Below are 17,450 nucleotides of genomic sequence, written 5' to 3'. Positions count from 1 at the left end.
CGGCCCCGAGGGGCCGAAGACCGGCGGCAACTGCCGCCAAGTACAGCCCGTCGTGGCAACGAAGATGATCGCGGCCAGCACCTCGCGATCCCCGTACCGGCGCCGGCCGCCGCCCTGCGGCCGCGCTGGAGCAGGCGGAACCACCCGCTGGAACAGCTCCCACAACTCGTCCGGCACCATGCGCTCGACCATCACCACACAGTGCAGACTACCCAGCATTCCAAATGAGACGACGTCTAAGAGCTCGTAACACGATCATGTTCGGGCCTTCTTGAGGCGTCTCCAGCAGATGAGGCTGCAGGCGAGGGAGACGAAGGCGTCGTGGAGTTCGGTGCGTCGTTCCCAGCGGACGGCGAGGCGTTTGAATTGGTGGAGGAGGGCGAAGGTCTGCTCCACGACGTAGCGGAGCTTGCCCATGCCTTCGATGTTCGGGGCACCCCGGCGGGAGATCACCGGCAGGATTCCGGCGCTTACGCAGTACACGGCGGTTGGGATCGGAGTCGTAGCCCTTGTCGCCGAGCAGGGCCTCGGGACGTCGTCGGGGGCGGCCGGGACGACCCGCGACGGGCGGGATGCCGTCGACCGGAGCGAGGGTCTGGGTCACGTCGTTGACGTTGGCCGCCGTAGTGATGACTTTCAGCGGGGTGCCGCGTCCGTCGCAGATCAGGTGGTGCTTGCTGCACGTCTTCCGCCGGTCGACCGGCGACGGACCGGTGTCGGCTCCCCCTTTTTCGCACGGACGTGAGAGCCATCCGCGCACGCACGCGACCAGTCCAGCGCGCCGGCCGCGTTCAGCTCGGCGAGCAGGATTCGATGCAGCCGGTCGAAGACCCCGGCCTTCTGCCGCCGCTCAAGGCGCCGCCAGCAGGTCTGCCCGGAGCCGAACCCCAGCTCCAGTGGCAGCAGTTGCCAGGCGATGTCGTTGTGCAGCGCGTACAGGATGCCTTGCAGGCACTGCCGGTCCGGCACCGGCTGCGGGCCGGGAGCCTTCTCGGGCCAGGGCGGCAGCAGCGGCTCGATCAGCGCCCACAGGTCATCGTCCACGATCCACGGCCTGGTACTCACACCATCCCGAACGGCCGAATCGTCACACCGGTCACGACCGACCAGGGGCGTTCAACAAGATCGTGTTACGAGCTCTGAGAGCTCGTATCCCAATCATGTGCGGGCCTTCGTGAGTTGTCCCGGCCGATGAGGCTGCAGGCGAGGGGGACGAAGGTGTCGTGGAGTTCGGTGCGGCGTTCCCGGCGGATGGCGACGCGTTCGACCTGGTGGAGCAGGGCAAAGAGCCTTCCCGGGCCAGGGCGGCAGCATCGCTTCATCAGCGCCCACAGGCCATCATCCACGAGCCAATGCCGGGTACTCACACCATCCCGAACGGCCGAATCGTCCTATCGGTCCGGACGAGCAGGAACGCTCGACAAGATCGCGTTACGAGCTCTCAGCGTGCGTTATTAGCCAATCGCCGCCCCGCCTGCACGAGACTCCAAATGGCAACAAAATACACCCTTCCAACGTCCAAACTGCAATCAATAGGGCGGAATCTATCTCTCCGATTTCCGGGCGAATCGGCCACGAAGATAAAATACTCGATCATCTAGGGCGATTCGGTTTAGGGTCGCGTTGCCAGCAGGTGTTGCCGGAGCACTTGAACGGCGGCGCCCCGGCCCGCTTGCCCTGAAACGAGCGGTAGCAGGCGGGATCTCGAGTGTGAATGTGGGGGTAAATGAAGAGAGTAAGGATGATGACTGCCGCCGTGGGCCTGGCTTGCGCCATGTCCCTGACTTTGACGTCGACGGCGCACGCAAACCCAAATGACGAGAACTTGTACAGCCCTGAAGGCTGTAAAGAGCCGGGAGCGTCCCAGTTCAAGCTCACCCTGTGGTAAAATTCGGGGCAGAACGGTGCTCATCGAAATATTGGGTACGCCGTGTACGACTTCAACGCGGTCAAGCCTGGCGGCACCGACCCGGGCGCGTACCCGATCAAGTACTGCGGCGGCGGCGGAAGTTCTCCGCTGCCGGGATCGTGGCAGCGGGTCAAGAACAATGCTGCTTCAGGCGAGAACTTCCACTACAAGTACACGGCACGCGTGTACTTCAGCAGTGGCTACAAAGGCAATCAAGACGTGATGGCACCATACCAGCACATCGGTCAGTTCCGGTACGTGTACAACGAAAATGCCTCTTTCAGATGGACCTGAGCGACAGGGATAGTTGTATCGGAGAGGAGAAAGCAGTGAATTCGCGGGGGTTGATTTTCAGGGTGGCTATCCCGGCCCTGGCGGCAACGGCGGTGGGTGCCGTCGCAGTCGCCGGAGTCGCCTGGGACGCGCAGAGGGCGGAGAAACGCCTTCAGCACAGCAACGTGCTCAGACGCCGACTGCGGTTGAAGCCGCGGCTGCACTGATGCCGGACCAGGAGGATCCGGCGACGTGGAGGCTGCCGATTGAGGCGTATCTTCCGACGGCAGCGCAGACCCGGCAGATCAGCGGTGCGAGAGACCGTCTGATCGACGAGTGCATGAAGCAATCCGGATTCGAGGAATGGAAGCCTGCACCAGATCTTCCCCCGCTCGGTGGCGAGACGCTGACTGACTGGCGCTACGGGATCCACGACACGGAGCTGGCGTCGAAGCGGGGCTACAAGCCGGCCGCAGAGGAGCAAGCCGCCTACGACAGGGCCATGAGCGAGGGAGCTGTCGATGAGTCCGGTGCCGACGAGACAGTACTGCGGGCATGTGTTTCGGAGGCGGACGGCCAAGTCCCTCTGGTGGCAGAGGACAGCGTCGCACAGGAGGTCCGTAGCGGCTCGTATGAGCAATCGATGAAGGACCCGCGGGTCGTGGCGGCGTTCGCGAAGTGGTCGTCCTGCATGAAGGAAAAGGGGTTCTCCTACGACGAGCCCCTGGACGCCTCTGACGACACGCGCTTCTCCGACCCTGCCTCTGTGACCAAGCTTGAGATCGCCACCGCGACCGCTGACATTGCCTGCCGCGAGCAGCACGACGTGGCCCAGATCTGGTTCAAGTCCGAAGTGGCATTGCAGAAAAAGGCCATTTCCCAGAACCAGGTGGCTCTGAACGGCCTGAAGGCCGACAGCAAGTCGGCCGTCGACAAGGCCGCAGCTGTCGAAGCCGACTGACATCTCGGCCGGGTGCGGGCGGCGGTCGGCAGTGCCGCCGCCCCTCCTCTCCTGTTCTGGCACATTCCTGAGTCCGGCATGCGCTGCGCCGCAAGTCGCCGCCTAAGCTTCTGTCGCTCTTGACCCCGCGCATCCCGAGTACTTCGAGGCCGTTCCGACTCCCGATCAGTCCTGCGTAGAGAAGTCAGCGGTGACCGCGACGAACTGTTCCTGTTGTTGGCGGCCATCTGCCTGTTCATCGGCTCGATCGGCATCGCCAACACTTCCCTGGTCGCGGTCCTGAAATGCACGGGCGAGATCGACCTAAGACGTGCCCTGGGAGCACGGGGCCGCCACATCACACGACAGTTCCTGGACGAGTCCGGCGCCGGTGCCTTGGGCGGGCTCGTGGGGCCATCTCGCCGCACTCTGACCGTCTTGTTGCCGCATGCACCGGTGACCTGGCAGTCACTGCCGTGACTAGGGATAGCGACCGAGAAGTTGTGCCCGTCGGCGACATCAGCCGAGTCGTCCTGAACAGCCCGTCGCTGACGTAGCCAGACCACGGGCGCCGCGGGCTGCAGCCGGAGGAACAGTAAGCCCTCGCTCCGTAAGCGCCAGCACGATATCCGCGACAGCCCGCGCATCGCGAGGGACGTCCCAGGCAGCCCCCCCGGAATCAGCGTGACCCTGCCTAGCGAGACCGGCTGCCTGGGCGCGCGCAGCCGCCAGGAGTGTCTGCGGTAGAGATCCGTCCGGTTGTCAGCCGGACCTGGGCGGACCGTCCGTTTCAATCTAAGGAAGAGTGTGAAGATACCCATAAGACGGCGGCGGGTGCCGGTGGTTGTCGCTGTGGCGACAGCTCTGGCGATTCCGCTGACCATGCCCACACAGGCGGCCGAACCGAAGCCGCCGAAGGACGCTGCCCAGCACCAGGCCCCGAAGACCGTGGACATCGACGAGCCGGAAGCTGTCGCCGCCAAGGACCGGCCCGCGCTGCTGGGCTCCAACTACCGTCAGTCTACTGACAGGGCGTTCATCACATCTGGCGACGGGACGGGCTTCCACCTCCTCGTCGCCGACGAGGCAGGCGGGTACGCGTGGAAGACCGCTGCGTCCCTGTCCGAGCCCGGTTTCGACACCGACACCTGGATCGGTAATGCCTGTCTGACCGCCTCAGGGAACCGGGCAGCCGTTGCCTATGCACCGCGGACATTCACCAACAAGCCTGAGTTGATGGCCCGAGGCGCGTTCGCCGCGATGGTGGACCTGACCAACGGCCAGGTCACCAAGCTGCCTTTCCAGGTTTCCTTGGCCTACTTCAATCCCGGGTGCGGCGCGGGCGAGCAGGCCGTGTTCACCCAGCTCTCCTACGAAGGCGACACCAAGCAGCAGACCCGCCTGGTCACCGTCGACACCACCACCGGCAAGGCCAGTTCACCAGTCGCTTACACCGGGCAGGTCACCTCCGCAGTTCCGGTGAAGGAGGGCATTGTTGCCGCTCACGGCAATCGGATCGTCAAGGCCGGCGCCAAGGGCAAGCTGACGGAGATCACCCGCACACGGCAGATTCCCTTCCAGTTCACCATCGACAAGGACGGCGGTCTGACCTACATCGACCGCACCCAGTCGAAGAACAGCAAGAGGACGTCCAACAGCTACGCGCAGTACCTAGCGGCGCATCAGCTCCACGCCAAGGGCGCGAAGCCCGCCACGGTCGCATCCGGATCGCTGACGGACTGGGATCTGACCTCTACCAGCCAGGGAACGGTGTTCGTCACCGGCAAGGCGGCCAGCAAGGGCAAACTGCCCAGGACGGTGAGAAACCCCGGCGGTGTCGCCAAGGGCGCACTGGTCTCCAGCCACGGGCGCGCGGCAGTCACGACCGCCTGGGCGGATGGCAAGGACACTCGCATCCGCCCTGAGGAGGCGCTGACCGAGCGGACCGTGCGCACCACGGTCAAACTCCTCGACGTCAAAAAGACGGTCATGCTCGACGCCCACCCGGGGAAGATGCGCATCGGCGGAAAAAGGGCAGAGGCCCAGGGCAAGGCGGTCTCGCCAGCACTGCCAGAACTGAGGAAGGCTAAGCCTGCTGTAATTGACAGCGGCGGCGGTATGTCGGCACAGACGATACAGACCCGGCTCATCGCCGGTTCCCCCGACGTCCCGACCGAGGACGGGTCGGAGCGGACCTGTTCCGTCCCCCGAAATGACGTGAAGAAGCAGGCCTTCCAGCCCACGCCGCGTCAGGTCGAGTGGGCAGTGAATCAGGCCGTCGTCGGCAAGCTCGACTTCTACCGCGAGCCGAACTGGAAGAACACGGGGACCGGCGGCTACACCCCGCAGAAGCTGTTCCCGCCGATCGTGCTGGCCGGTGACCCGAACGGCAAGCTCGACACCGAAGACGGCACAAACGACCGCTGGCACATTCCCTCCCAGGTCCTCCTCGGCGTCACCGCCCAGGAGTCAAACATGTGGCAGGCCACACGCTTCGCCGTCCCGGGAGTGACGTCAAACAGCCTGATCGGCAACTACTATGGCGTCGACTACGCCCCCGACGGGGAACAGCTCGACCCCTGGCGCATCAACTGGGAAGATTCCGACTGTGGATACGGCATCACCCAGGTCACAGACGGAATGCGCCTGCCGGGCCACAACCAGGCCACGCTGAGTCCGCTGGCCCAGGAGGCCGTGGCGTTGGACTACACCGCGAACATCGCGTCCGGCGCGCAGATCCTGTCGAAGAAGTGGAACGAGACCTACCAGGCAGGGATGACCGTGAACAACGGTCATCCGAAGTGGATCGAGAACTGGTTCTTCGCCCTGTGGGCGTACAACTCGGGCTTCTACCCAACCGCCGACTCCGCCGGCCACTGGGGAGTCGGCTGGACCAACAACCCCGCCAACCCGCTGTGGAAGGCGAACCGGGTCCCGTTCCTGCAGCACGCACTGGATGCCTCGAGGGACGACTACTCCCACGCAGCGCAGCCACAGCATTGGCCGTATCAGGAGAAGGTGATCGGCTGGGCCGCACGACCGATCTCGGCGATGTTCGCCCCCGGCGACATGCAGGCCGGGTACCGCGCGGCATGGTGGAACAGCGTCACCGACCGGGCTACCGCGAAGCCGCCCATCGACCTGTTCTGCAACTCTTCCAACTCCTGCGACCCGGGCAAGATCGCCGACAATGACTCCAACGACCCCGGGAAAGGCGCCTGCACGCTGGATTCCGGCAACAAGGACACCAACCCGCACTGGCTGCACTGCTGGTGGAACAAATCGGTGGAGTGGAAGAGCTGCGACCAAGGGGCCCAGTGCGGCTACCAGGTCCACCGCTTCAACACCTCCTACCCGGAGCAACCGGACGCCAACTCCTACCCGCCCCGCTGCTCCAGCGGCCTCCCCGCCAACGCTCTGATCGTCGATGACGTCTCCAACGGGGTAGTCCCGGCCGGATCAGCGTCACGGAGCTGCGGCCCGGTGAAGTCGGACGGCACGTTCAAGTTCCACTTCGTCGAGTGGAACGGCACCTACCCCGGCAAAATGGACACCCACCAGATCGGTGCCGCCTACCAGAACCACTTCTGGTTCACCCACACCCGCCAGCCCGAGTCCTACCCGGGCAACGCCAACCGGATGAAGGTCACCGGCACCTGGAAGCTCGGCCGGCAGATCACCGAGCACGGTGGTCAGGCGAAGGTGTTCGCGCATATCCCGGACCATGGCGCGCAGACCGCGGAAGCGAAATACGAGATCAAGCATGCCAACGGCACGACGACGAAGACGATTTCGCAGACTGCCAATGAAGACAACAAGTGGGTTGACCTCGGGGCATACTTCTTCGCTGGAATGGTGCCGGAGGTCTCGCTGTCGAACTTCAACAGCGGCGGTACCGGGGACAAGGATGTTGCTTGGGACGCAATCGCGTTCGTGCCTGGCGACTACTCCGGCATCCCCGCCGACCTCACCTTCGGTGATCCGGACGTAAACGCGCCCGACCCAGATTTAGTCGAACCTCCCAATACCATCCCGGGTCGCTTCTTCGACCTTGTCGGCGCCGCTAGTTCCAGCGCACATAAGCTCGCCCGGGCAGACGGTCCAGCGCCCCCAGCGGTGTTGGCGGCCTCGGCGTCCGCTTCAACTTCCAGCTGTACCGTCAACCAGATCTCCATGACATACACGCGAACCGACGCGTGTGTCGTGGAAGAGATCTACCTCAACCTTCTGCCGGCTAACGGGCAACCCGGAAGAAGCGCAGGGTTTGACTACCGGCACGAGATCGACCTGGACACACGGAGTGACACGTTCACGCAGACAGTGACCGTCGGATTGAAGAGCCTGTCCAACGCAACCAGTGCCACCTTCGAGGTCGACTTCAAGTGCCGCGGCTACTGCCAAGAGGTATCCCGAGTCGAGAGTGGATCCAACACGTTCGTCGGACTGGCCGACACCCACTTGTACAAGATCACGCAGAAGGTGAAGTGGAATAAGGGCAGTGGCGAGTCCGTCATAAGCCCTCACTGGTCCTACAGTGGGAAGGTCAACGGTTCATCCATCGATCTGACACCCACAGCAGAGAAAAGCGAGCTCGATATCCGCTGCGATAAGAGTGTGCTGGCAACACCAGGTTGCGTTTTTCCGGGATACAAGCCGACCTACACAATGGACCACCAGAAATACCCCGCGGCGGCGGCACACGCCTGGCTCATGCAGCAGAAGCTCCCCGGGCACTTCGGACTCAAAATCGCGAACAAGCCGCTGACCTACGTCGGTTCTGACGTTCTCGCTCCCCCGGAGGTGCAGAACACAGGCGGGGACAAGAAAATGAGTGACGCAAACCGGGAAAGCATTTGCCCGTCCACCTGGGCGAAGAAGTACAAAGGCACTGTGGGGCTCTCGCCAGAACTGAATGCCTCCTCAGGCACCGACACAGAGAGCTGTGATGAGTTCGCTTTCGCGTCCACTTACCAGAGCGCAGGCATGCAGACCAATTGGGGAGGGAAGAACCCAAACCCCGTCAAGTCTGGCAACGCTTGCGTCAACACCATCGCCATAAAGAACGCCCAGGGTAAATGGAGACTCATTCCCAATCCGGACTACCACGTTCCCACTTGGACGGAACCGTGTGGCCGGTCAGCCATGTCTAACAACCAGAACACTGGCTCGATGCGGCCATTCGGAGCATTCATCAAGGAACAACGCCTCATCGACGGAGACAACTACTGGCTGAACGTGCAGAAGCCAGTCTAGCTGGCTGACTAGGCATGTGTGGGGCGTCGGGCGTCTTCTCGACGCCCCACACACTCTTGCAGCGTCAGCTCCAGACAAGTCTCCCATCAACGATCCGACACGCCGCAATCCCCTCTGCCGCAATGCGCTCCAAGCCTTCAGCGACTCGATCGAAGTATGCGGCCAGCGACGGATACTGACCAACCTCAGGCAGCGAGCCCTCGCTCCAGCGCCCCACGCGACCGTCACGCGCGTCCACGAACTGCCCGTAGAATCCGTCGCCTTCAGACATGAATGGAATCCACTCTTGACGCCAGTTCGGGTAATCCGGATCGTCAGACGGCTCCATCACCTCGGTCCCCATTTGGTGAAGGTAGACCCTTTCGATATCCCGGATGCCCAGCAGAAAGGCATCCTGAGAAACAATCCCGCCGCACCCCCAGGAAACCAGACACCCCACAGGATCGGGGCTTCCCTGGCCCATGCTGTTCATCAGTAGCCATTCCCGCAAGTCCTGCGGCAACGACACCCCTATACGCTCCTCAGCGTCAGTGATGCCCTTCTCACTCGCAGGTCCACTGATAGCCTCATACGTCACCGGAGCGTTTTGCTCCAGCCAGCTGGTCACTCGCCCCCAAGCGCGCCGGACGTCATCCGTACGTGACACGTTGTCACTCATCTGCACTCCTTCTTGACTGGATGAACCGCTCCGGGATCGGTGGAGGCTCTATGCGTTGACTCCAGCCGCCGGTTGGGGCTGGTGTTGAGCGTAGTGGTTGGTCTCGTGCTCGTGGGGCGGGATGTCGCCGATCGCTGTGTGGAGGCGCTGGTTGTTGAACCAGTGGACCCATTCCGCGGTGGCGAGTTCAACGTCGGCCAGGCCGTGCCAGGGCCTGCGCGGCTTGATCAACTCCGTCTTGTAGAGGCCGATCTGGGATTCCATGAGCGCGTTGTCCAAGGCGTCGCCGACGGTGCCGATCGAGGCGTCGGTGCCGGCCTCGATCAGGTGCGCGGTGAACGCGAAAGACGTGTACTGACTACCCGCGTCCGAATGATGAACCAGCCCCGGGCCAGCGGGAGTTCCGGCGCGGTCGCGACGCCACAAGGCCATGTCGAGCGCGTCGAGGACGAGCTTGGCCCGCTTGCTGGTGGCGGCGGACCAGCCCACGATCGCCCGGGAGAACACGTCCACGACGAACGCGACGTAGACGATCCCCGACCAGGTGGCGGCATAGGTGAAGTCAGCCACCCACCGCTCGTTCGGCCTGGACGCGGTAAAGTCGCGTTGCAGCAGGTCAGCGGACCGCTCATGGCCATCGTCCCGGACGGTGGTGCGGATCTCCTTCCCGCGCCGGGCGCCTTCGAGGCCGAGGTCGCGCATCAGCCGGGCGACGGTGCAGCGGGCCACCGGTATGCCCTCGCGGTGCAGCTGACGCCAGAGCTTCCGGACCCCGTAGACGCCGAAATTGTCGGCGTGGACGCGGCTGATCTGCGTCTTCAGCTCCCGGTCGCGGACCGACCGGTCGCTGGGGGTGCGGTTCCTGGCGGCGTAGTAGGTGCTCGTCGCGATCTTCAGTCCGTGGTTGGTCAGGACTCGGCAGATCGGCTCGACCCCGAACACCTGGCGGTGTGCGTCGATGAACGCTACGAGCGCTTCGACGGCCGGTCGAGCTCGGCCGCGAAGAAAGCCGAGGCCGCCTTGAGGATCTCGTTCGCCCGTCGCAGTTCGGCGTTCTCGGCCCGCAGCCGCTTGATCTCCGCGGCCTCTTCCGACGTGACTCCGGGCCGCTGGCCTGCGTCGACCTCGGTCTTGCGGACCCAGGTCCTCACCGTCTCGGCGGCACCGATCCCCAGCTTGGCCGCGACCGCCTTCATCGCGGCCCACTCGGTGGGGTAGTTCGGGCGGATCTCCGCAACCATGCGCACCGCGCGCTCGCGAAGCTCGGGAGGGCAAGGGGACGGACGTGCCATGACTCGATCCTCTCAGGGAATCGAGCCTCCATCAGACCCGGAGCGGTTCACAACCAGACCGGTGCCTTCCTGGACTTCGTCCGAGACGACTGGCTGTACAACCTGTGGCACTCCTTCATCCTTCTGGGGCCCCGCCGGATCGAGATGGCCGCCCAGCCGCTGGGCGAGGTCGACCTCGCCGATCGCTGGCTGCGCATCTCGGCTCAGATCGTGGAGGTGGACTACCGGCTGTACGGCGAAGCCCTGAAGGCCGACAGTATCCGCACCCTGAACCAGAGCGAGGGGACAGCCGAGGTCCTGGGGCAGGCACGAACCCGGCGCCAACAGCGCGAGAAGAGTGGTCGGCAGCAGAAGCCTAGGTCGAGTCGGACCTGGCCGGCATCAGGGTCCTGTCGGCGAACAAGGTCACCGCACATCCGCCAGAGCTCGGGAAGCGTCCCCACGTGGCCCGCTCTGTCATCGACTGCAAGGCCGAGATGGGGCTCGTAAGCCTGGCTCGCGACCTGCTCGAAGCCGAGGAGCAGGGCCAAGATCCCGTCTGCTGAAGCCGCAGAGTCACCTGGGGGACCCAGGTGGCGCGCTCCGGGTCCCTGGATCTTGGCCTGAACGGATGAACGGGGGTCGCCACCCTGGAGTGGCAACCCCCGTCTTCGCGTTCCGCAGGTAGAAACGGTTCTCTGGGAGAGCCGCGTGGTGGGGCGGGTGGGACTCGAACCCACGGCCGACGGATTATGAGTCCGCTGCTCTAACCGGCTGAGCTACCGCCCCTCACGGCGCGGCGCGCACATGTGTGCGCGTCGTCTGCCGCAGCATAGCCGGTCATACGATCTCCTGCCCTCGCATGGTCGACAACGCCTGACCATGAGGACTCCGCTGGTCGCCGCGTGGTTCCGCTTCCCGCTCGGGATCATCCGGAAGGTCCCGGGCCGGAGGTTCCGGAAACGACGAAGAGGGCCCTCGCGGGCCCTCTTCGTCTCCGTGCTCCCCCGGCTGGACTCGAACCAGCAACCCTCCGGTTAACAGCCGAATGCTCTGCCAATTGAGCTACAGGGGATCGCGCTCCCCCGACTGGACTCGAACCAGTAACCTGCCGGTTAACAGCCGGCTGCTCTGCCAATTGAGCTACAGGGGATTGCTGCGTGTGCACCGAACGTACCTACCGGGGTCGTCCTCGGAGGGCGTCCGCTCGCTGCGACACATACATTAGCGCAAGCAGGGGGGTGCTCCGCCAATCGGTTCGGCACCGGGTGATCACGGGCCACGCCGGGTAAGCGGGCAGCACCGACGCAACGGAAGGTGACACCCATGCGGTACAAGCTCACGTTCGTCGCCGGACTGGCCCTCGGCTTTGTGCTCGGCGCACGGGCCGGGCGCGAGCGGTACGAGCAGCTCAAGAAGTCCGCGCGGCAGGTCTCGCAGAACCCGGCGGTGCGCAACGCGGCCGAGTCCGCCGCGCACAACGGGCGCGAGGCGGCCGGCAAGGCGTTCCACGCCGTGAGCGGCAAGGTCGGCGACCATGTGCCGGACTCGGTGGCCGAGCGGGTGCGCGCCCTGAAGGACCGCGGCCCCGGCACGGAGGACGACTGGGGGACGACCAACACCTGACACCCCCCTCACCGCTGCGCAGCACCGCACCGCAGTACCGCACAGCGCAGCGCAGCGACGATTCTGCCGCCGCTTCCCCGGGCACCGCGTCCGCCGGGAGCGTGCGGCAGAATTCTTTGCATGGGGATAGTCGCCGGGTTGGACAGTTCGTCCGAGTACACACGCATCGTCGTCTGCGACGCGGACACAGGCGCCGTGCTGCGCCAGGGATACGCGCCGCATCCCGTCGAGCCGAAGTCGACCGAGGTCGACCCGCAGGTCTGGCTGCTCTCGCTCGGTGAGGCGGCCGGGTCCGGCCTGCTGGAGGGCGTCCAGGCGATCGGCGTGTCCGCGCAGCCGCACGGGCTGATCCCGCTCGACGCGCAGGGCGCGCCGGTCCGCCCGGCCCTGGTGGGCAACGACAAGCGCGCCCAGGTCGCCGCCGCCGACCTCGTCGACGCGCTCGGCGGGCGCCGGGCCTGGGCCGAGGCCGTCGGCTCGGTGCCGCAGGCTCCCCAGCCGGTGGCCAAGCTGCGCTGGCTGGCCCGCACCGAACCCGACGCCGCCCGGCGCATCGCCGCGGTCCTCCAGCCGCACGACTGGCTGGTGTGGCAGCTCCTCGGCCGGCCCGCGCGCCGGACCACCGACCGCGGGGCCGCGTCCGGCACCGGGTTCTGGTCCGCCGGCGCCGGTGCGTGGCGGCCCGACCTGGTGGAGATCGCGCTGGGGCACCCCTGCGCCCTGCCGGAGGTACTCGGCCCGGCCGAGGCCGCCGGGACCACCCCCGAGGGGCTGCTCATCTCGGCCGGCACCGGCGAGACGATGGCCGCGGCCTTCGGGCTGGGCGTCGGTGTCGGGGACGCGGTGGTGTCGCTGGGGGCGTCCGGCTCGGTGATGGCCGTGCACCACGAGGCGCTGGCCGACCCGTCCGGGATGATCACCTCGTTCGCCGACGCCACCGGGATGCACCTGCCCGTGGTGCACACCCTCAACGCCGTACGGGCGCTGCGCGGTACGGCGGAGCTGCTCGGTCTCGCGGACCTCGCGGAGCTGTCGGCGCTCGCCCTGAAGTCGACCCCGGGCTCCTCCGGTCTGGTGCTCCTCCCCTATCTGGAGGGCGAGCGGACCCCGCAGCTCCCGCACACCGCGGGGACGCTGAGCGGACTGCGGCGCGAGTCGATGAAGCCCGAGCACCTGGCGCGGGCCTCCTTCGAGGGGATGCTCTGCTCGCTGGCCGACGCCCTCGACGTGCTGCGCGGGCGGGGCGTCGAGGTGCGCCGGGTGTTCCTGCTGGGCGCGGCCGCAGAACTGCCCGCCGTGCAGGCGGTGGCGCCCGCGGTGTTCGGCGTCCCGGTCGTGGTGCCGCAGCCCGCCGACTACGCGGCGCTCGGCGCGGCCCGTCAGGCGGCCTGGGCCCTGGGCGTCGCGCGGGGCACCCACTCCCCCGCCGCCCCGCCGGCCTGGCAGGCCGCGTCCGTGCAGGTCTTCGAGCCGGGCGAGGAGGCCGCGGTCGGGCAGGCGGTGCGCCAGCAGTACGGGGCGACCCGCGACCAGATCCACCCGGGGGCGTTCACCGAGCCGCTGTCCTGAACACGGCGGCGGGCGGGGCTGCTTGCGCGGACCGCCGGGGCGGGGCCGGGCGGGGCCCCGCCCCGGGGCCGGGTGGAGTCTTGACCCCGGCTTGGCCGAAACCCCTGGGGTTCCGGCGGGCGGGTGCCGGAAGATGGGATCTCCTCCGATCTTGCCGAACGTGCCGATCCTGCCGAACCGAGAGACAGCACCGTGCTGATACGACTGCTGCGGACCCGTCTGGGCCCGCACAAACGCCCCCTCGCCCTGCTGGTGGTGCTGCAACTGCTGCAGACCAGCGCCACCCTCTATCTGCCGACCCTCAACGCGGACATCATCGACAACGGTGTCGTGAAGGGGGACGCGGGCTACATCCTGTCCCTCGGCGCGCTGATGATCGGTATCAGCGTCGTCCAGGTGCTGTGCAACATCGGGGCCGTCTTCCTCGGGGCGCGTACCGCCGCCGCGCTCGGACGGGACGTACGGGCCGCCGTCTTCGACCGGGTGCAGAGCTTCTCCGCGCGGGAGGTCGGGCACTTCGGGGCGCCGTCCCTGATCACCCGGACCACCAACGACGTCCAGCAGATCCAGATGCTGGTGCTGATGGCGTTCACCCTGATGGTCTCGGCGCCGATCATGTGCGTCGGCGGGATCGTGCTCGCGCTCGGGCTGGACGTGCCGCTGTCCGCGGTGCTGCTGGCGGTGGTGCCGGTGCTGGGCATCGCCGTCTCCCTGATCGTGCGGCGGATGCGGCCGCTGTTCCGGACGATGCAGGACCGGCTGGACACCGTGAACCGGGTGCTGCGCGAGCAGATCACCGGCAACCGTGTGATCCGCGCCTTCGTCCGCGACGGCTACGAGAAGCGGCGGTTCGCGGGGGCCAACCAGGAGCTGACGGACGTCTCCATGGCGACCGGCCGGCTGATGGCCCTGATGTTCCCGACCGTGATGACCGTGGTGAACGTGTCCTCGATCGCGGTCGTCTGGTTCGGCGCCCACCGCATCGACGCCGGGGACATGGAGATCGGCGCGCTCACCGCGTTCCTCGCGTACTTGATGCAGATCGTGATGGCCGTGATGATGGCCACCTTCATGTTCATGATGGTGCCGCGGGCGGAGGTGTGCGCGGAGCGCATCCAGGAGGTGCTGGACACCGCCTCCGGCGTCGTCCCGCCGCTCGCGCCGGTGCGGGAGCTGCGCGCCCGGGGGCTGCTGGAGGTGCGAGACGTCGACTTCCGCTACCCGGGGGCCGAGGAGCCGGTGCTGCACGCCGTCTCCCTGACGGCCCGGCCGGGGGAGACCACCGCCGTCATCGGCTCCACCGGCAGCGGCAAGTCCACCCTGCTGGGGCTGGTGCCCCGGCTGTTCGACGTGACCGGCGGCGAGGTGTTCGTGGACGGCGTGGACGTCCGGGAGATCGACCCGGCGCTGCTCGCCCGCACGGTCGGGCTGGTGCCGCAGAAGCCGTACCTCTTCTCCGGCACCGTCGCCACCAATCTGCGCTACGGGAACCCGGACGCGAGTGACGCGGAGCTGTGGGCGGCCCTGGAGACCGCGCAGGCCGCCGAGTTCGTGCGCGGGCTGGAAGCCGGTCTGGACGCGCCGATCGCGCAGGGCGGCACCAATGTCTCCGGCGGCCAGCGCCAGCGGCTGGCCATCGCGCGGACGCTGGTGCAGCGGCCGGAGATCTATCTCTTCGACGACTCCTTCTCCGCCCTCGACTACGCGACGGACGCCGCCCTGCGGGCCGCGCTCGCCGCCGGGACCGCCGACGCGACCGTGGTGATCGTGGCCCAGCGGGTGTCCACCATCCGCGACGCCGACCGGATCGTGGTCCTGGACGAGGGCCGGGTCGTGGGGACGGGCACCCATCACGCGCTGATGGAGACCAACGAGACGTACCGGGAGATCGTGCTCTCGCAGCTGACGGAGGCCGAGGCGGCATGAGCGCACCGGGTGTGGCGGGACGGATGATGGCGGGCGGGGCGCCTGGCGACCGCTCGATGGACTTCACGGGCTCGGGCAAGCGGCTGCTGCGGCGGCTCGCGCCCGAACGGGCCGCGCTGTGGGTGATGCTGGGTGCCTGTGTGCTGAGCGTCGCGCTGTCGGTGGTGGGGCCGAAGATCCTCGGGACGGCGACCGACCTGGTCTTCGCGGGGGTCGTCGGCCGGGAGCTGCGCGAGGGGACCACCAAGGAGCAGGCGGTCGGGAACATCCGCGCGGACGGCGACGCCGGTCTCGCCGACATGCTCTCCGGCGTGGACTTCACCCCGGGCGAGGGCATCGACTTCGCGGCGGTGGGCAACGTCCTCCTCGCCGCGCTGGCCGTGTACGTGGCGGCGGGGCTGCTGATGCTGGTGGCGACCCGGCTGTCGATCACGGTCATCAACCGGACCGTGTACCGGATGCGGGAGGACGTGCAGGACAAGCTGTCCCGGCTGCCGCTGTCGTACTTCGACCGGGCGCAGCGTGGTGAGGTGCTGAGCCGGGCGACCAACGACATCGACAACATCTCCCAGACCCTCCAGCAGTCGATGGGCCAGCTCATCAACTCGCTGCTGACCATCGTCGGCGTGCTGGCGATGATGTTCTGGATCTCCCCGCTGCTGGCGCTGGTGGCCCTGGTGACGGTCCCGGTGTCGGTGGTCGTGGCGACCCGGGTCGGCAAGCGCTCGCAGCCGCACTTCGTGCAGCAGTGGAAGTCGACGGGCACGCTCAACGCGCATATCGAGGAGATGTACACCGGGCACTCCCTGGTCAAGGTCTTCGGCCGCCAGGAGGAGTGTGCGCGGGACTTCGCCGAGCAGAACGAGGCGCTGTACCAGGCCGGGTTCCGGGCGCAGTTCAACAGCGGGATGATGCAGCCGCTGATGTTCTTCGTGTCCAACCTCAACTATGTGCTGGTCGCGGTGGTCGGCGGGCTGCGGGTGGCCTCGGGGACACTGTCGATCGGCGATGTGCAGGCGTTCGTGCAGTACTCGCGGCAGTTCTCGATGCCGCTGACCCAGGTGGCCTCGATGGCGAACCTGATCCAGTCGGGCGTCGCCTCCGCCGAGCGGGTCTTCGAGCTGCTGGACGCCGAGGAGCAGGAGCCGGACGCGCCCGTGAAGGCGGTGGGCGAGGACGGGGCGGGGACCTCGCCGGCCCGGGCCGAGGGGCGGGTGGCGATGGAGAAGGTGTCCTTCCGCTACGAGCCCGACAAGCCCCTCGTCGAGGACCTGTCGCTCACGGTGGAGCCCGGCCACACGGTCGCGATCGTGGGCCCGACCGGCGCGGGCAAGACGACCCTGGTCAATCTGCTGATGCGGTTCTACGAGGTGACCGGCGGGCGGATCACCCTGGACGGCCGGGACATCGCGTCGATGCCGCGCGAGGAGCTGCGGTCCGGGATCGGGATGGTGCTCCAGGACACCTGGCTGTTCGGCGGCACCATCGCGGAGAACATCGCCTACGGGGCCTCCCGTGAGGTGACCCGTGAGGAGATCGAGGAGGCTGCCCGGGCCGCGCACGCCGACCGGTTCGTCCGCACCCTGCCCGACGGCTACGACACGGTGATCGACGACGAGGGCTCCGGGGTGAGCGCCGGTGAGAAGCAACTCATCACCATCGCGCGGGCCTTCCTCTCCGATCCGGTGATCCTGGTCCTCGACGAGGCGACCAGTTCGGTGGACACCCGCACCGAGGTGCTGATCCAGCGGGCGATGGCGCGTCTGTCCCACGGCCGGACCAGCTTCGTGATCGCGCACCGGCTCTCCACGATCCGGGACGCGGACGTGATCCTGGTGATGGAGGACGGCGCGATCGTGGAGCAGGGCACGCACGGTGAACTGCTCGCGGCACGGGGAGCGTACGCGCGGCTGTACGCGGCGCAGTTCGCCCAGGCGGTGGCGGAGGTCGACTGAGCGGGGCCGGCCGGGGCGGGCGTTTCCGGCCCGGCCCGGCCGGGGCCGACTGCGCCGGGGCGGCGCTTGC

Annotated in this window: 10 protein-coding genes, 3 tRNA genes and 2 pseudogenes; 8 read left to right on the top strand and 7 right to left on the bottom strand. The window is 67.0% G+C overall.

All coding sequences use genetic code 11. From position 1 onward, the window contains the following. Both C593_RS0107960 and C593_RS31400 read right to left on the bottom strand, forming a co-directional pair. A partial coding sequence (locus C593_RS0107960) for a transposase (RefSeq protein WP_158686807.1) occupies nucleotides 1-192 on the bottom strand: 192 nt, incomplete at its 3' end. 63 nt (nucleotides 193-255) lie between these two features. Further along, a pseudogene (locus tag C593_RS31400) lies at nucleotides 256-1,065 on the bottom strand (IS5 family transposase). Between the two features lie 865 nt (nucleotides 1,066-1,930). Between C593_RS31400 and C593_RS32925 the strand changes: the two are divergent. The 4 genes and pseudogenes from C593_RS32925 (at nucleotide 1,931) to C593_RS0107935 (ending at nucleotide 8,375) form a co-directional block, all read left to right on the top strand. Next, entirely contained in the window at nucleotides 1,931-2,203 is a 273-nt protein-coding gene (locus C593_RS32925) for a hypothetical protein (RefSeq protein ID WP_158686805.1), read from the top strand. Between the two features lie 205 nt (nucleotides 2,204-2,408). Then, a complete protein-coding gene (locus tag C593_RS29080; protein WP_018846763.1) occupies nucleotides 2,409-3,143 on the top strand; it encodes a hypothetical protein in 735 nt (244 codons plus the stop codon). A 106-nt stretch (nucleotides 3,144-3,249) separates the two neighbouring features. Then, nucleotides 3,250-3,587: pseudogene (locus tag C593_RS33640) on the top strand (ABC transporter permease); the annotation flags it as partial. A 417-nt stretch (nucleotides 3,588-4,004) separates the two neighbouring features. Further along, complete coding sequence (locus C593_RS0107935) at nucleotides 4,005-8,375, top strand: golvesin C-terminal-like domain-containing protein (protein WP_051093647.1); 4,371 nt, start codon at nucleotides 4,005-4,007, stop codon at nucleotides 8,373-8,375. 64 nt (nucleotides 8,376-8,439) lie between these two features. On the opposite strand, the gene C593_RS29075 is transcribed toward C593_RS0107935, so the two are convergent. From C593_RS29075 to C593_RS0107900, 5 genes are all read right to left on the bottom strand, one after another. Next, nucleotides 8,440-9,033 carry an SMI1/KNR4 family protein gene (locus C593_RS29075; protein WP_078521255.1) on the bottom strand — a complete coding sequence of 198 codons (594 nt, stop codon included), beginning with the start codon at nucleotides 9,031-9,033 and terminating at the stop codon, nucleotides 8,440-8,442. Nucleotides 9,034-9,081: 48 nt separating this feature from the next. Continuing rightward, a protein-coding gene (locus C593_RS0107925; protein WP_486591087.1) for an IS3 family transposase occupies nucleotides 9,082-10,325 on the bottom strand; the annotation gives its coding sequence in 2 pieces (ribosomal slippage) (nucleotides 9,082-10,043 and nucleotides 10,043-10,325; 1,245 coding nt in all). A gap of 691 nt (nucleotides 10,326-11,016) precedes the next feature. Beyond that, a tRNA-Ile gene (locus tag C593_RS0107910) sits at nucleotides 11,017-11,093 on the bottom strand. Nucleotides 11,094-11,306: 213 nt separating this feature from the next. After that, nucleotides 11,307-11,379 (bottom strand) — tRNA-Asn (locus C593_RS0107905). A gap of 5 nt (nucleotides 11,380-11,384) precedes the next feature. Next, nucleotides 11,385-11,457 (bottom strand) — tRNA-Asn (locus tag C593_RS0107900). A gap of 173 nt (nucleotides 11,458-11,630) precedes the next feature. On the opposite strand from C593_RS0107900, the gene C593_RS0107895 reads away from it, so the two are divergent. From C593_RS0107895 to C593_RS0107880, 4 genes are all read left to right on the top strand, one after another. Then, nucleotides 11,631-11,930 carry a hypothetical protein gene (locus C593_RS0107895; protein ID WP_018846757.1) on the top strand — a complete coding sequence of 100 codons (300 nt, stop codon included), beginning with the start codon at nucleotides 11,631-11,633 and terminating at the stop codon, nucleotides 11,928-11,930. A 120-nt stretch (nucleotides 11,931-12,050) separates the two neighbouring features. Beyond that, on the top strand, nucleotides 12,051-13,499 hold the full coding sequence (locus C593_RS0107890) for an FGGY family carbohydrate kinase (RefSeq protein WP_026277469.1): 1,449 nt from the start codon (nucleotides 12,051-12,053) through the stop codon (nucleotides 13,497-13,499). 192 nt (nucleotides 13,500-13,691) lie between these two features. After that, nucleotides 13,692-15,425, top strand: coding sequence for an ABC transporter ATP-binding protein (locus C593_RS0107885; RefSeq protein ID WP_018846755.1), 1,734 nt, complete (start codon nucleotides 13,692-13,694; stop codon nucleotides 15,423-15,425). Continuing rightward, nucleotides 15,422-17,380: an ABC transporter ATP-binding protein gene (locus C593_RS0107880; protein WP_026277468.1), complete on the top strand. Its 1,959-nt coding sequence runs from the start codon at nucleotides 15,422-15,424 to the stop codon at nucleotides 17,378-17,380. The genes C593_RS0107885 and C593_RS0107880 overlap by 4 nt, the downstream gene beginning before the upstream one ends. The last annotated feature ends 70 nt before the right edge of the window (nucleotides 17,381-17,450 follow it).

Source organism: Streptomyces sp. CNT372 (assembly GCF_000377145.1).
This window is presented reverse-complemented; position numbering and strand designations above follow the sequence as displayed.

Excerpts from the sequence above, each read along its gene's own strand:
- C593_RS0107935 (WP_051093647.1), top strand. The coding sequence starts at position 4,005 with ATGCCCACACAGGCGGCCGAACCGAAGCCGCCGAAGGACGCTGCCCAG.
- C593_RS0107895 (WP_018846757.1), top strand. The coding sequence starts at position 11,631 with ATGCGGTACAAGCTCACGTTCGTCGCCGGACTGGCCCTCGGCTTTGTG.
- C593_RS29080 (WP_018846763.1), top strand. The coding sequence starts at position 2,409 with ATGCCGGACCAGGAGGATCCGGCGACGTGGAGGCTGCCGATTGAGGCG.
- C593_RS0107880 (WP_026277468.1), top strand. The coding sequence starts at position 15,422 with ATGAGCGCACCGGGTGTGGCGGGACGGATGATGGCGGGCGGGGCGCCT.
- C593_RS29075 (WP_078521255.1), bottom strand. The coding sequence starts at position 9,033 with ATGAGTGACAACGTGTCACGTACGGATGACGTCCGGCGCGCTTGGGGG.
- C593_RS0107890 (WP_026277469.1), top strand. The coding sequence starts at position 12,051 with ATGGGGATAGTCGCCGGGTTGGACAGTTCGTCCGAGTACACACGCATC.